The 14,479-nt window shown below is 52.0% G+C and carries 12 protein-coding genes and 1 pseudogene; all 13 read right to left on the reverse strand.

What is annotated here, in order from left to right:
* The gene (locus H503_RS12620; RefSeq protein WP_009016392.1) at window positions 1-198 is read right to left on the reverse strand and encodes a TonB-dependent receptor; all 198 of its coding nucleotides are present in this window, start codon (window positions 196-198) and stop codon (window positions 1-3) included.
* A gap of 27 nt (window positions 199-225) precedes the next feature.
* Window positions 226-1,805: pseudogene (locus H503_RS0100075) on the reverse strand (TonB-dependent receptor plug domain-containing protein).
* Window positions 1,802-1,960, reverse strand: a complete 159-nt coding sequence (locus H503_RS12630) for a hypothetical protein (RefSeq protein WP_014128315.1) — start codon at window positions 1,958-1,960, stop codon at window positions 1,802-1,804. The pseudogene H503_RS0100075 and the gene H503_RS12630 overlap by 4 nt, the downstream one beginning before the upstream one ends.
* Window positions 1,961-1,997: 37 nt before the next feature.
* Window positions 1,998-2,861: a ChaN family lipoprotein gene (locus tag H503_RS0100085; RefSeq protein ID WP_009016390.1), complete on the reverse strand. Its 864-nt coding sequence runs from the start codon at window positions 2,859-2,861 to the stop codon at window positions 1,998-2,000.
* Between the two features lie 10 nt (window positions 2,862-2,871).
* A complete protein-coding gene (locus H503_RS0100090) occupies window positions 2,872-3,603 on the reverse strand; it encodes an energy transducer TonB (RefSeq protein ID WP_014128314.1) in 732 nt (243 codons plus the stop codon).
* A 2-nt stretch (window positions 3,604-3,605) separates the two neighbouring features.
* On the reverse strand, window positions 3,606-4,010 hold the full coding sequence (locus H503_RS0100095) for an ExbD/TolR family protein (RefSeq protein ID WP_009016352.1): 405 nt from the start codon (window positions 4,008-4,010) through the stop codon (window positions 3,606-3,608).
* On the reverse strand, window positions 4,007-4,660 hold the full coding sequence (locus H503_RS0100100; protein ID WP_009016351.1) for a MotA/TolQ/ExbB proton channel family protein: 654 nt from the start codon (window positions 4,658-4,660) through the stop codon (window positions 4,007-4,009). The genes H503_RS0100095 and H503_RS0100100 overlap by 4 nt, the downstream gene beginning before the upstream one ends.
* A 4-nt stretch (window positions 4,661-4,664) precedes the next feature.
* Window positions 4,665-6,425, reverse strand: coding sequence for an ABC transporter ATP-binding protein (locus H503_RS11700; protein WP_009016350.1), 1,761 nt, complete (start codon window positions 6,423-6,425; stop codon window positions 4,665-4,667).
* 10 nt (window positions 6,426-6,435) lie between these two features.
* Entirely contained in the window at window positions 6,436-7,218 is a 783-nt protein-coding gene (locus H503_RS0100110) for an ABC transporter ATP-binding protein (protein WP_009016349.1), read from the reverse strand.
* Window positions 7,218-8,192 carry a FecCD family ABC transporter permease gene (locus H503_RS0100115; protein ID WP_009016348.1) on the reverse strand — a complete coding sequence of 325 codons (975 nt, stop codon included), beginning with the start codon at window positions 8,190-8,192 and terminating at the stop codon, window positions 7,218-7,220. Before H503_RS0100115 ends, H503_RS0100110 begins: the two co-directional genes overlap by 1 nt.
* Window positions 8,189-9,175 (reverse strand): ABC transporter substrate-binding protein, encoded by a 987-nt coding sequence (locus H503_RS0100120; RefSeq protein ID WP_009016347.1) that lies wholly within the window; start codon window positions 9,173-9,175, stop codon window positions 8,189-8,191. Before H503_RS0100120 ends, H503_RS0100115 begins: the two co-directional genes overlap by 4 nt.
* A gap of 178 nt (window positions 9,176-9,353) precedes the next feature.
* Window positions 9,354-11,303: a TonB-dependent receptor plug domain-containing protein gene (locus H503_RS0100125; RefSeq protein ID WP_026385359.1), complete on the reverse strand. Its 1,950-nt coding sequence runs from the start codon at window positions 11,301-11,303 to the stop codon at window positions 9,354-9,356.
* A 295-nt stretch (window positions 11,304-11,598) separates the two neighbouring features.
* Complete coding sequence (locus H503_RS0100130) at window positions 11,599-14,370, reverse strand: heavy metal translocating P-type ATPase (RefSeq protein ID WP_026385360.1); 2,772 nt, start codon at window positions 14,368-14,370, stop codon at window positions 11,599-11,601.
* Between the last annotated feature and the right edge of the window lie 109 nt (window positions 14,371-14,479).

Raw genomic sequence — 14,479 nt, forward strand, 5'->3', positions numbered from 1 at the left:
TCAGAAGGTCAATTCTACGCCCGCTCTCCAGATACGGCCGCAGATGGAGAAGTTGTCATCATTGGAGAAGTGTTTATCAAAAATGTTGTCCACACCGGCATAAAGGTGGGTGTTCTTGCCAAGGTCCTTGGTGACGACGAAGTTCGTCGTGCTGTAGGTGTAATTTTTCCCATCGCCGTTGAGATAATCCTGTACCACTGGTTATAACGTGTCATGGTCCAAGGATTATCCTTGCCCGTCGTATAGAAAAGTTCGGCGAGACCGTTCATGCGGGCATTGCCTGTAAGGCGCTTGGGTGAGCTCATTTTTAGCATCCAGATAGGTCATGGAAAGCTTGGCATGCCAATGATCATCGAAGCGGTAGGTCACTTCACTTTCAAATCCCTTCATGGCGTCCTTGTCAATATTGATGTACTGGTAGCGGACAGTCCGTCCGAAGCGGCCCTGGTACTGCGAGGAGATAAGGTCATCGATCTTGTTGTGGAAATAGGTGACCTTCGCCCCCGCCTTATCTTTTTCTGCCTCAAACCCGATATCGAAGGTCCTGGTTTTTCCGGGTCAAGATGTTCATTGCCCCAAACCTGGACCTGCATGCGGCCCATGTTGCGGTCCATATGGGAGTACAGCTCAAAGATGGACGGAGACCGGTAGCCGGCGCCATAGTTTGTCTTGATCCGGCTGTTTTTGCTCATGGCATAGGTAAGGCCCGTCCGCGGAGAAAGTTCCCCGCCAAAGCTGTCGTGATGGTCATAGCGAAGGGACGGGACAAAGAACAGTATATCCGTCAGGTTCCATTCGTCCTGTACGTAGAAGGCATAGCTTTTCACATCGGCCGAGCCATATGGCTTGGTCATGCCTAGATAGGTTTCTTCTGTCCGCTTCCCGGCACCTGTGCCAAGGCGCGTGCCGCCGGCCTTTTGTTTGCGGTACTCACCGCCATAGGTCACGGTATGATGCTCATCGACATGATAGGTATTCTTTGCTTCAACAACGTATGTTTCGTACTTGCTGTGGTCAAAGTCCCGCCAGACGCCGGGCGTCTTTTTTCGGGATTCCTTGCCCAAGCGGTTGTAGTCGTTCTGGAACTCATAATCATTTTTGCTGTGATAGCCGTCGTATTTGACGAAATAACTTTGGCGATTGTTATCATACCATTCCGTCATATCATCGCGGGCGGACGCGCTCATCGCCGTAGGATCACCTTCGGAAAAGCTCCCATACTGTTCCTTCATATAGGACGCCCCAAAAGAAAGGCCCCGCGTTTCATCAAACTGGCAGCGGCCCTTGAAATCGACATAGCGCCGCGGTCCATACATGTTGGAGTCGCCGTCCCGGTCCGATTTTCTTACTTCTGTAAGATTGTAATTGACGTCAAGGTTCAATTTCCCCACCTTGCCCGTCAACACACCGCCGTACAAAGCTTGTTCCCGACCGCCCAACCAAGTGCCGACATAACCGCCGGCTTTTTTGTTCTTTTTGATGATGATATTGATGACGCCGCCCATAGCATTGCTGCCGTAAAGGCCGGATCCAGCGCCGCGCATGACTTCGATGCACTCCACCTCATCAAGGCTCATGCGATTGAGCTCATACACATTCATGGTACTTCCCGAATCCTCTCCGGCAAGGCGTCTGCCGTCAATAAGGATGAGGGTGGACGAGGTTCCCATGCCGCGAATGGAGACCTGGTTTCCGGTCATGCCCGCTTCCATGACATTGAGCCTGGTAAGGGGCTTTAGCACGTCACGCACATTGTAAGCACCGCCCTTTTTGATGTCTTCTTCCTTGATGACCGATGTCGTCATGGGCACTCAAGCTTAGTTTTTGTCGCTGTAACGACCGTTTCCCCAAGGTCGTACGTGGAAAGGGGCTCCCCGCCTGCAAAGGCATTCGTTGTAATGCCCATGAAAAGGGCCAGGAGAACGCCTGCATAAACCTGGTTCTGTTTGTTTTTTCCCATATCTATAATTCAAAAATCCTTTCTCCTCAAGTATGTATCATTTCAAATCATAATACACTTCATGAAGTGTGCTTGTTTTATCCTTGGGCTGCCCTTCGTGCTGCGGCGACACAAGGTAAAGACGCACCCCGGGCCGGTGCTTCCTGACATAGGCTGCCGTTCCTAGGCCGTCTTCCATATGGAAGGAGCCTGTCACATGGAACATAACAGCATCAGGATAGGCGTCAAGGTAAGTCATGAGCGCTTCGGCCATCACGGCATCCTTGATGCACTGGGCTTTGTAAAAAGCCTCCTTTCTTGTCGTGCCAAGGGGCATAACGCCCGCGTTTTGCTTCATAACACGGCGGAACTTTTCCCGGTATTCCCCCGTTAACGGTTCAAGGTCTTTGGGCAGGTACTGGGCGTCTTCCAGAACCAGGCCGGTTGCACTGCCATGTTGGACCACATGGGAAGCGACGCGGCGCGGCACATTGGCCGCAAGGACGGGAAGCCCCTTCTTTTTGGCAAATTCCACAAGATGCCTGTAATCCCGCTCATAGTTGGGCCACGGCCGGCTGACTTTCAGGAACTCCATTTCCGTCATACGACCGGCAAGGTAGGCATCAAGAGACGCCTGCACGTCCTTTTCAAACATTTCCAACGATAGGACCAAGCGATCCGGAACAAGGCGGTAAAGTTCCGTCAAAAGTTCAAATTCCCGTTTGTGGGAAAGGGCATTTGTATGTTCTTCGCCAAAAAATATGATCCCGCTTTGGGCAGCTTCCTGGGCCACCGTGCCAGCCGGCAGGGCCATGCCCGCCTTGGAAAGGTAAAGACCAGGCGCAGCGTCGAGGTGGTGACTTGGGGGAATCCCCATAAGGAGCGGCAGAAAGCCAAGGACCATCATCCATTTTCTTTTCATAGGGTTCTCCTTAGTGTAGGGCAAAGACAAAGGTCTTCGAGGCATAACAGCGGACGGCATAGCCTTCCTTATAAGCCGGGGCAAAGGCATAAGTGTAGGCTGCCGACAGGGCCGCCTTATCCATAACGCCATAGCCGGAACTTTGGATGACCGATGCCGCTTCGACAGCGCCATCTTTTCCGACCACCATCTGGACAGTGACGCGTCCTTCGATGCCGCGGCTGCGCATGGCCTCGGGATAGTTGGGGGCGCTTCCGGAAAGAAGCGTCGGTGATACATCGGGCTGGATGGCGTCCGTATCAAAGGAAGGTCCACCGGAACCAGAACCGCCCGCTTCGCCTGCGCCGTCACCCGTGCCTTCTTCCATACCCGTTCCTGCACCGGAACCCTTCTCCGAACCTTCGCCGCTTTCCGCTCTGTCATTGGATACATCAAAAGAAGCAGAAGCATCCTTGGAAATGGACGGCTGCAGGATCTTTGCAGAAGGAAGGGCGGTACTTTTTTCTGTCACCATGTCATCACTTCTTGCCGGCAGGGGCGGAAGGTTCTTCGTGCGAAAAGGGGCAGCCGCTGGAGGCGCCCCGCCCTTTCTCCCACCGCTTAGGCCTACCATGTAGATGGGACCTTTTCCTTTTACATGAGTCATGAGGCCTTGATAGGAAAGGACGCTAAAAATGCCAAAACAAAAAAGGTGAATCAGGATTGACGCCATGAGGCTTCGGTCCTTTGCATAAAGCACCATGCTTATCTCCTTTCTGCCGCCATGCCAACACGGGTAATGCCCGCTTCTTTCAAGAGGTCGAGCACATCAAGGATCTTTTGGTAATTCGTTTTTCCGTCCCCGTAGACCACAACGGACACATTGCGGTCCTTGATTACGGCCTTGCGCCCCCACAGGAGAAAGGCTTCCTTCGTAAGGGGCTTATCTTCAAGGAAAAGTCTGCCATCGGGCAGGACCGTCACATGGTAAAGGCTCTTTGTATCGACTTCGACCTGGGAAGCTTGGGGCAGCTTCACAGGGAGGGTCTTCACTTCGTTCATGTTCATAGTACTGACGATAAAAAAGACGAGGAGGAGAAAACTCATATCAATCATGGGGCTGATCATGATGCCCACAGAAAGGTTCTTTCTTTTTTTCAGACGGATCATAGGGACCTCTCCTCTTTTCGCAGCACGCAGGGACATTCACATTTCTTGCGTACAGCCTCCAAAAGGGTGTTGCTCATTTCTTCGATGCTCAGCGTAATGCTCTTCATGCGCCGTTCGAAATAACCGAGAATGCAGACAGCAATGATGGAAATGACAAGGCCAAAGACCGTCGTAATGAGGGCCTCAGCAAGACCTGCCGTTACGGCCATGGGATCTTGACCGCGTTCAACAAGTTTGGAAAAGGACCCCATCATGCCCGTGACCGTTCCCAAAAGGCCTAGGACAGGGGCCAAAGTGATGATGATATTGAGCAAAGCCAAGTTCTTCTCAAATTTATCCATGGCACGTTCTGCCCGGTAAGAAATGAAGTTTTCCAGGTACTCGTAATTTTCATGCTTATCCATGACGATGGTAGCAAGTTTTGCGATTTCTCCTTCCGTACTATCGGCAAGCTTCTTGGCCCCTTCCCAGTCGTTATTTTCAACGAGGGTACAAAATTTTTCCGTAAAAACCTTTCCGCTGTCTTTTTTCTTAAAGAACAGATAGCGGTTGATGCCAACGGTTACGGCTGCAATGGAACAGACAAGGAGCGGGTACATGACCCAGCCTCCGCGAACAAAATAACTTAAACCGGATGCAAATGGCTGCATCGTTTCATCCCTTCTTTCCAAGATGCTGACGGGAACGGTTCCGCCGCTTTGGCTGCGGCTGGTTCTGTTCCTTTGTCCAAAGTTTCCAAAAAAGTCCTTTTTTCTCGATTAGGTTCTCCAGTGTACCTTCTTCCGCAATGCGCCCGCGTTTCATGACAAAGATCCGGTCTGCATGGCGGATCGTGCTCAGGCGATGAGCCACAATGAGGGTGGTACGCCCGCGCTGAAGACTCTCCATGGCCCGTTGGACCTGGGCTTCTGTCACGTTGTCAAGAGCGCTCGTTGCTTCGTCAAGAATGAGGATGGGCGACGCGCGAAGAAACGCCCGGGCAAGGGCAATGCGCTGCCGCTGCCCGCCGGAAAGGCGGACGCCCCGCTGCCCCACAGCCGTGTCATAGCTTTGGGGAAAGCGCCCAATAAAGGATGCGGCATGGGCCCTTTCGGCCGCTTTTTGAACGGCCTCCATACCAGCAAAAAGGTTCCCATAGGCAATATTTTCCGCAATGGTTCCGGAAAAAAGGAAGACATCCTGGGAGACAAAGGCTATGGCCTTGCGAATGCTGTCACGGGAATAATCCGCCACATCCTTGCCGTCAAGATAGATATGCCCTTTGGTAGGGTCATAAAAGCGCAGGAGAAGACTTAAGAGGGTCGTTTTTCCGCTGCCCGTTTCACCGACAAAAGCGATGGTCTCCCCTTTCCGGATCGTAAAGGACAAGTCATGGAGTACATCGGGCAGTCCTTTATAGTGGAAGGAAACATGGCGGAACTCGATGGTGCCATGCGGGGCTTCAAGGGGCGGGAGATTCTTGCCGCTTTCTTCTTCCACCCTGATGAGCTCATAAAAGCGGCGGAAGCCAGCCATGCTCTTTTGATACGCTTCAACAAAAAAGACGAGCTTCATGGCAGGCTTGATAAACACGCCCACATAAAGGAAATAAGCCACAAGGTCGGCAATGGTCATAGCACCACGGCGGATTTCAAAAACGCCCATGAGGAGGATGGCAAACTGGATGAGGTGCGTAAAGAGGCTGATGCTGGAACCAAAATAAGCACCAAGAAAAAAGGTTTGTTCCCGGGCCCTTAGGTAGGCATCGGCCACCTTTTGGAAAGCCTCGATGATATGATGCTCAGCACTGTAAGCGCGGATCATGCGGATACCGCTCAGGTTTTCTTCGCCCAAGGCGGACAGGTGTCCAAATTCCCTTCGGTTCCGTCCATATTGGTTCCGGAGCTTTCCGCTAATGACGATGGTATGGACGACCTTAAAGGCCATGAGGACAATGACGACAAGGCCCAAGGGGCGATTGAGATATAAGAGAAGGATGATCGTCCCTACGGCCGTCACAAGGCTCACGGCAAAATCGCCGGGAATGCGGCTTACAAGGTCACCGGCTTCACTGATGTCTCCCATGAGGGTTGCCATAAGTTTTCCCGTCCGGCTGTAATCAAAAAAGGCAAAAGATAAGTGCGTCAGATGTCGGAAGAGGGTCATACGCAGGTCATTTTCCACACGGGCGCTGAGCTTTCCCCCATAATAGGAACCAAGGAGGGAAAAGAGAAAGACCGCCCCTTCCACAAGGGCAAGAAAGCCAATCTTTCGAAAAAGAACAGGCCAGCTTTGCAGGAACACCCCTTCTTCAAGAAGGTCCCGAACCCCCAGAGGAAAGACAAGTTCCAAAAGACCGCCCAAAGCGGAAATAATGACAAGGAAGAAAAACCAGCCCTTATATGCCGTAAGAGAGCGAATAAAATAGACAATCACGATAGACTCCTTACAGCAGATCTTCGTAGACGAGGACGGGACAGGCTTTTCCTTTGATGGGAACAAGGCGGCAATCCACTTCATAGACGTCCTTCATCATTTTTTCCGTAATGACTTTTTGGGGCGGTCCTTCCGCGTATTTTTTCCTATCCTTCAGCACGACGATGCGATCGCTGACATTCATGGCCTGAGACAGGTCGTGAAGAACCATGACGACGCCCATGCCAAGGGTCCTGTTAAGTTCCTTTACAAGGCGCAGGATTTCAAGCTGGTAGGAAATATCAAGGAAAGTCGTTGGTTCATCCAAAAAAAGCAGATCCGGTTCCTGGGCAAGGACCATGGCAATCCAGACGCGCTGGGCTTCCCCACCGGAGCAGCTCACAAGAGGTTTATCCCGAAGGTCCCAAACGCCCGTTGCTTCCATAGCGCGGCAGATGGCCTTCTCGTCTTCTTCCGTAATCGTTTGGTGCCACGCCTGATAAGGCACGCGGCCAAAACTCACGAGATCCTTTACGACAAAGCCTGGCGGTGCGATATGGTGCTGGGGCAGGACGCCCACCATCTGGGCAAATTCGCTGTTTGGAATCTCATCAAGATTCTTGCCGCAGCAGGTGATGCGGCCCTTTTGGGGAGAAATGAGGCGAGTCAAGGTCTTTAAAAGGGTGGATTTGCCTGATCCATTAGGACCAACGAAAGTTGTGATTTCCCCCTTCCTTACGGTCATGTCAAAGTCCTTGAGAATAAGGCGCTCTTCATACCCAATATCAAGTTTGGTTCCACTGATAGCAAACATTAGAAACGTTTCCTCCGAAGCATGTATAGGAAAAAGGGTCCCCCTGTCATGGCCATGATGACCCCGACAGGGATCTCCATGCCCGGCACGAGCATGCGCCCCACCGTGTCAGCCAAAAGCAAGGTCACGCTTCCCATGACGGCCGCCACTGGCACAAGGTCCTTATAGTTCGGGCCGACAAGCATGCGGGCCATATGAGGCACGACAAGGCCAACAAAACCAATCATACCGGCGACAGCAACCGTAGCCGCCGCCAAAAAGGCGCCTAAGGCGGAAAGCAGGATGCGGGTCTTGTTCACATCGACGCCAAGGCTTCGCGCCACGTCATCACCAAGCTGCAGGAGGTTAGCCCCGCGTATGGCAAAAAAGGCAAGGACGGTGCCAATGCTCACGTAAATGGCCACCGTTTCCACGTGCCCCCAACTGCGTCCCGAAAGGCTCCCATTCAAAAAACCCAGAACGTTTGCAAGATTATCGGAATTCAGGAGCTGCAGAAAAGACGTATAGGCACCAAGAACGGTATTCACGGCAACGCCGGAAAGAACAATGCGCACTGGGTCGATGCCGCGGCGCCAGGCCATAAGGTAGATCAAGACGCAGGCAAAAAGGGCGCCCACAAAAGCTACAAGCGGCACAAGAGAAAGCCAACGGGGGAAAAGGAGCATGACCGACGTTGCAGCCGCTGCTGCCCCTGCAGAGACCCCGATGATGCCTGGATCGGCCAAAGGGTTTCTCATAACAGCCTGAAGCAGGGCCCCAGCAAGGGAGAGGGCCATGCCAATCATGATGGCCAGAAGGACACGAGGCAGGCGAAGCCCAACAACAATGACGCGGGCCATGCGATTTTCTTTAAAGAAGCCTTCGAGGATTTGTCCAGGCGGAATATAGGTGCTGCCAATTCCCAAGGCAAGAACGGCAAGAATGCCAAGTGTGATGAGAAGCGCCAAAAATACGAAACCAGTCCGTTTCTTCATTTGCCCGCTCCCGGAACTGCATCCAGCAGGCTCACAAGGTCTTTGATCTGTTCCACTTCTTCAAGGCCGCCAGAAACAGCAAAGCGGCGTGGTAAATAGACCAGCTGACCGTTTTTGACAGCACGGAATTCGTTCCAATAAAAGGGTCGGGCCGCAAATTCTTTTTCCATGAGGACTTTTGTCTCGTCTCCGCCGCCCATGGCGCTCACAAATACAATGAGATCAGGATCATAGCTCAAGGCTTCTTCTTCCTTCAGCGGAACCATGGGACCGGCGCCCTTACCGACGACATTCTTAAAGCCCAATAGGGAGAACATGGAGCCCACCGTGCCGGCTTCGTTCTGCACGTAAAAGCGAGGCGGTGCCCCTTGGAGGATGAGGACCTTTTTCCCGTCATAGCGACTGCGGGCTTCCTTCATCATTTCTTCTGCTTTTTCAAAGCGATTCCGGATGGCGTCCTTCTTGCCTGAACCATCGTCAAAAGCATTGGCCAGGATAAGGGTCATGGCCTTCACATCTTCATAGGTGACGGTCGGCCCGGCATCGACATAATAGACAGGGATCTTTTCTGCTTCGAGCTGCTTTCCATACGTATCTTTAGCATGGACGCCAACAATGACAAGATCTGGTGAAAGGGCGATGACAGACTCTAGGTCAATCTGGGAACGCATACCGGTTTGGAAAAGCGTGGCCTTTTCCTTGATTGCCTGGGGCCAAGCCAGGATCTTTGTATCAGGGACACCAACTTGGTTTACGCCCAGTTCATAAAGGGCAAGGACAGGAGAATTGGTCAGCGTCACAACCCGTTTGGGCCTCTTTTCAAGGCACAAGGCATCTGGAAAGCCTTGTTTCTGCAGGCTTTCCGGATAGGAAAGGACGAAGGGGGCTCTTCCGCTTGAGGATTCGGAAACGGATTCCTTTAAGGAGCAGCCAGCAAAAAGAAAGGTACAGAGGCAGCAAATGAGGGTTATGATTCGTTTCATTAATTAGTTTCTCCTAACTATAAAATGAATTAGCTCTATAATTATCAAATTCTACCTTGATTTTAAATTAGTTGTAACTAACTTAGGCTAGTATAGCATAGTCATTCAACGCTCGTCAACATTCACCGCGATGAGAAACAGGAAAAGGACCGGGAAAAGTCCCAGTCCTTTGGTCTTGTTAGAAGGTGAATTCCACGCCGGCCCGCCACGTGCGTCCATTGATGGAATAAGCATCCGTATCAGGGAACTGCTTGTCAAAGATGTTGTCCACACCTGCATAAAGGTGCGTGTTCCGATTAAGATCCTTGGTAACGACAAAGTTTGTTGTACTGTAGGTATAGTTCTTTCCTTCACCGCTTAGATAATCCCGATACCACGTATTGTAGAGGGTGGCACTCCAGGGTTTTTCCTTACCCGACAGATAGGTCAGTTCGACAATGCCATTGTTGCGGGCCCGGCCCGTCAGGCGGGTATTGGTTTCACTGTTTTTCGCATCGAGGTAGGTATAGGTTGCTCTGGCGCTCCAGTGATCATCAAAACGGTAATTGTATTCGCCTTCAATTCCATTCATTTCCATCTTGTTCACGTTGACGTATTGGTAGCGCGTGGTCGACCCAAAGCGCCCGATGAGCTGGGTATCGATGAGGTTATCAATCTTGTTGTGGAAGTAAGAGAGTTTCCCGCTGCTCTTGCCTTTTTCCGCTTCGATGCCAATATCAAAGGTGCGGGATTTTTCCGGTTCCAGTGCATCATTCCCCCAGACCTGATAGGAGAAGCGGCCGAAATTGTGTTCCATGCGGGAATAAAGTTCGAAGATGGTCGGTGCGCGGTAGCCGAGACCATAGTTCAGTTTGACCCGTGCCGCATCACTAAATTCATAAGTTAGGCCGGCCCGCGGGGAAAGTTGGGCGCCGAAGCTGTCGAAATGATCCCAGCGTACGGAAGGAACGAAGAAGAGCTTCTCCGTCAGCTGCCATTCATCCTGGAGGTAGGCGGCATAGGAATCCATGCTCTGTTCGGAGTAGATACTGGAAAGCCCCAAATAGTTTTCTACCCGGTTGTGACCTTCAATGGTGCCAAGACGCGTTCCCCCAACTTTCTGATGGCGGTATTCGCCGCCAAAGGTGATGGCATGGTCCTCATTGGGACGATAGGTGTTCTTTGCTTCCGTCACGGTCGTTTCATACTTGGCATGGTCAAAGCCCGTCCAATTGCCGCCCCGCGACGTGCGGGATTCCTTACCCAGCCGGTCATAGTAGACCTGGAATTCATAGTCGTTTTTATCATCAAAGCCAAAGTATTTCACATGATAGTCCTGACGGTTATTGTCGTACCAAGTCGTCGAATCAGGCGTCCCCGACGTAAAGGTGCGATACTGTTCCTTCAGGAAGGAAACCCCTGCTTCAATCCCGGAATGGTCGTCAAAACGATAGGTGCTGTTGAAATTGAGATACCGGCGCGGACCATACATGTTGGTGCTGCCGTCCGTATCGATTTTGCGTACATCGCGCACGTTAAAGTCCACATTCATATTGAACTTACCCACGTTGCCCGTGGAAACGCCGCCATAAACGGATTGTTCCCGGCCGCCCAAGTCCGTTCCGACATAACCGCCGGCTTTCTGGTTTTTCTTCGTGATGATGTTGATGACGCCGCCCATGGCGTCACTCCCATAAAGAGCGGAGCCAGAGCCGCGGACAATCTCAATGCGGTCAACGGAGTGGATGTTCATGCGGTTCAGCTCATAGACATTCATGGTTTGCCCTGAATCCTCACTTGCCAGGCGCCGCCCATCCACAAGGATCAGGGTGGCATTCGTACCCATGCCGCGCAGGGAAACATTGTTGCCGACCATGGCGGCTTCCTGCACGTCAAGCCCGTTTACGAGCTTTAACGCATCGCGGACATTATAAGCCCCTTTTTCTTTCATTTCTTCCTGGGTGATGACTTCCGTCGACATAGGCACTTTCTTTTCTTCAAGTTTGGTCTTGGTCGCCGTAACAACTGTTTCTCCTAGGTCATAGGTCGGCAGGGACTGACTTGCACAAGCCGTACGATACGTACCAAAAAGCAAGGAAAATAAGACGCCAAGGGTGAGTATCCGGTTCATTTTATACTGGTTCTGCATCAAAGGCTCCTCCATCCTGGAATGATTGTTCTTACCTGCTCCATCTTCCATCATCTGTAAAAGCGTTGCAGGTCGCGCTCGTTCCCTCTTTATAGGGAACACCAAAAAGGCATAGTTAGTTTATACTAATATAAGCCGATAAGAGTCTCCTTGTTTCCTCTCGTTTTACTAGCTGCATAGTTAGTTATAACTAACCTTGCATACTATAGCATGTCTTTTTCGTTCCGTCAACCATTTTTATGAAGAAATGATGAAAAAAAAGAGCCGCACGAGGCGGCTCCTTACGAGCTATCCGTTATTTCAGTTCATATCCGGCTTTTTCGATGACGGCCCTTGCAGCCTCATGGTCAAGCGGAGCAGAAAGGACAACTTGAACTTCACCCGTTTCATGGGAAGGCATGGCACTTACTACAGAAGGCAGGCTTTCGAGGGCTTTTTTCACCCGGCCTTCACAGTGGGCACACATCATGCCCGTTACATGAAGGGTCTCTTTTTCCTCTCCTGCACTCATGATTCCTCCATAGCGATAACCGGCCTTTATTACAGCTGCTTCGGCGGCTTTTTCGTCAAGGGGCGCCGAAAGTACAATATGGACCTTATTTTGCGTATGGTCCGCCACAGCACTTACTACGCCGGGCAGGGCTTCAAGAGCCTTTTTCACATGAGCCTCACAGTGACTGCAGGTCATCCCTGTCACGACAAGATCTTCTTTCAGGGCAGCGCTCGGCACTTGTTCCGCCGCTTTTTTCTTCTGGGAAGCGGCTTTTTGAACGGAGACAGGCCCCACTTCTACATGGTACTTTGCCTTATCTCCCGAAGCATCATGGATCTTCGTAAGGTTCAGACGCAAGGCATTCATGCAGACCGTAAAGCTCGACAGGCTCATAGCAGCGGCGCCCACCATGGGGTTCATCTTAATGCCGGGGATGAGACCCGCGGCAAGAGGAATGCAGATGACATTGTAGAAGAAGGCCCAGAAAAGATTTTCGTGGATGTTCCTGACGGTACTGCGGCTAAGACGCACGGCGGCGGAAACGTCGGTCAGTTTGCTGTTCATGAGCACGATATCGGCCGAATCAATGGCGACATCGGCACCGGCACCGATGGCAATACCAATATCAGCACGGGTAAGGGCCGGCGCGTCGTTGATGCCGTCACCCACCATGGCAACCCTGCCATATTTCTGGAGCTCACGGATGACCGTTTCCTTTCCATCGGGCAGCACACCGGCAATGACACGGTCCACACCGGCTTCGCGGCCAATGCTTTCTGCCGTCTTTTCATTGTCCCCTGTTAGCATGACTACGGTAAGGCCCATTTTCTGCAGTTCCTTGATGGCCTTGGGAGAATCTTCCTTGATGACGTCAGCGACAGCAATCATACCGATAACAGTCCCATCAAGGGCAAAAAGAAGCGGTGTCCGGCCTTTTTCGGCCAGCGCTTCAGCCTGCCTTTCCAAAGATGGATCCAGACGGGCACTTCCTTTTATATAGCTAAGACTGCCGCCAAGAAGGACAGAGTCTCCTTTTTTTGCCGTCAGGCCATTGCCGGGGAGGATGGAAAAGTCATCGACGGCTTCTGCGGCAAGCTTCCGGGAAAGGGCTTCTTCCACAACGGCTTTGGCAAGGGGATGTTCGGATTTTTGTTCCAGGTCATAGGCAAGCTGGAGGAGGGTCCTTTCCGTTACGCCTGCAGCGGGAACAAGGTCTGTGACTTTCGGCTGTCCCTTGGTAATGGTTCCCGTCTTATCAAGGGCCACAATGCTCACTTTCCCCGCGATTTCAAGGGATTCACTGGTTTTAAAGAGGATGCCATTTTTGGCGCCGACACCATTTCCCACCATGATGGCAACCGGCGTTGCAAGACCCAGGGCACAAGGACAGGCCACCACGAGAATGGCGATGCCGCGGGCAATCGCCTCTCCAAAGGAAGCTCCGACAAAGAGCCAGCCTGCGGTGGCAATCACGGCAAGGGCAATGATGGTCGGGACAAAGTACATGGAAACTGTATCGGCAATACGGGCTATAGGTGCCTTCGTCGCCGACGCGTCGCTCACAAGCTTGATGATCTGGGACAGGGTCGTGTCCTCACCGACGCGAGTGGCACGGCATTCCAGGTAGCCCGATTGGTTTGTTGTGGCCGTCTGCACCTTATCACCGGGCTTTTTGTCAACGGGCAGGCTTTCCCCCGTCAGGGCCGCTTCGTTGACAGCACTGGTCCCTTTGATGACATCCCCATCAACGGGGATGTTTTCCCCCGGACGAACAACAAAAACATCGCCAATCTTCACTGTCTCGATGGGAACGGTCGTTTCCTTGCCATCAATAAGCAAGGTGGCTGTCTTAGGCGCCATCTTCATGAGGCCCTTGAGAGCGTCCGTCGTGCGGCCCTTGGAAATGGATTCCAAGGTCTTTCCCACCGTAATGAGGGCAGGAATCATGGCGGCCGATTCGAAGTAAAGGTCCTGCATATAACGCATCATGAGTTCCTGCTGCGCCGCACCATGCGTGCCAAGGTACGTGATATCATACAGGACATAGAGGCTCCACAGGAAAGATACACCCGAGCCCAAGGCAACAAGGGTATCCATGTTGGGGGCCAGATGCTTCATGCTCTTGAAACCGCTGATGAAAAAGGCGCGGTTGATGAACATAACGATGAGAGCAAGGAGCAGCTGCGTAATGCCCATGCCGTAAAGGTTCCCATCAAGGAAGGCTGGCAGCGGAAAATGGAGCATATTGTGCCCCATGGTCAGATACATGAGGACGAGCAGAAAACCAATGGAATAGACGAGACGCCGCTTCAGTTTAGGCGTTTCCGTATCCTTTAAGGCGTCATCAGAAGCAGGCTTTGCGCTCGTACCGTCCGTCCCTTTGGGAGACGCACCATACCCTGCATCTTCTACAGCCTTGATGATGGCTTCATTCGTCGCGTCCCCTTCGACGCCCATGCTGTTTGTTAAAAGGGAGACAGACACACTTGTAACGCCGGGCACGCCGGCGACGGCCTTTTCTACGTGGGCCTGACAGGAAGCACAGGTCATGCCCTCGACCTTGAATTGTTTCATTGAGGATTCCTCCTTTGATTCTCATCTACTATACCCTACCATGGTATTGTTTTCATCCTTATCTTACTCGACAGGTCCCTATTTGTCAATGGGAAAGACTACTTTTTTG

It is taken from the genome of Acidaminococcus intestini DSM 21505 (genome assembly GCF_000425045.1).
Taxonomy (GTDB): Bacteria; Bacillota; Negativicutes; order Acidaminococcales; family Acidaminococcaceae; genus Acidaminococcus; species Acidaminococcus intestini.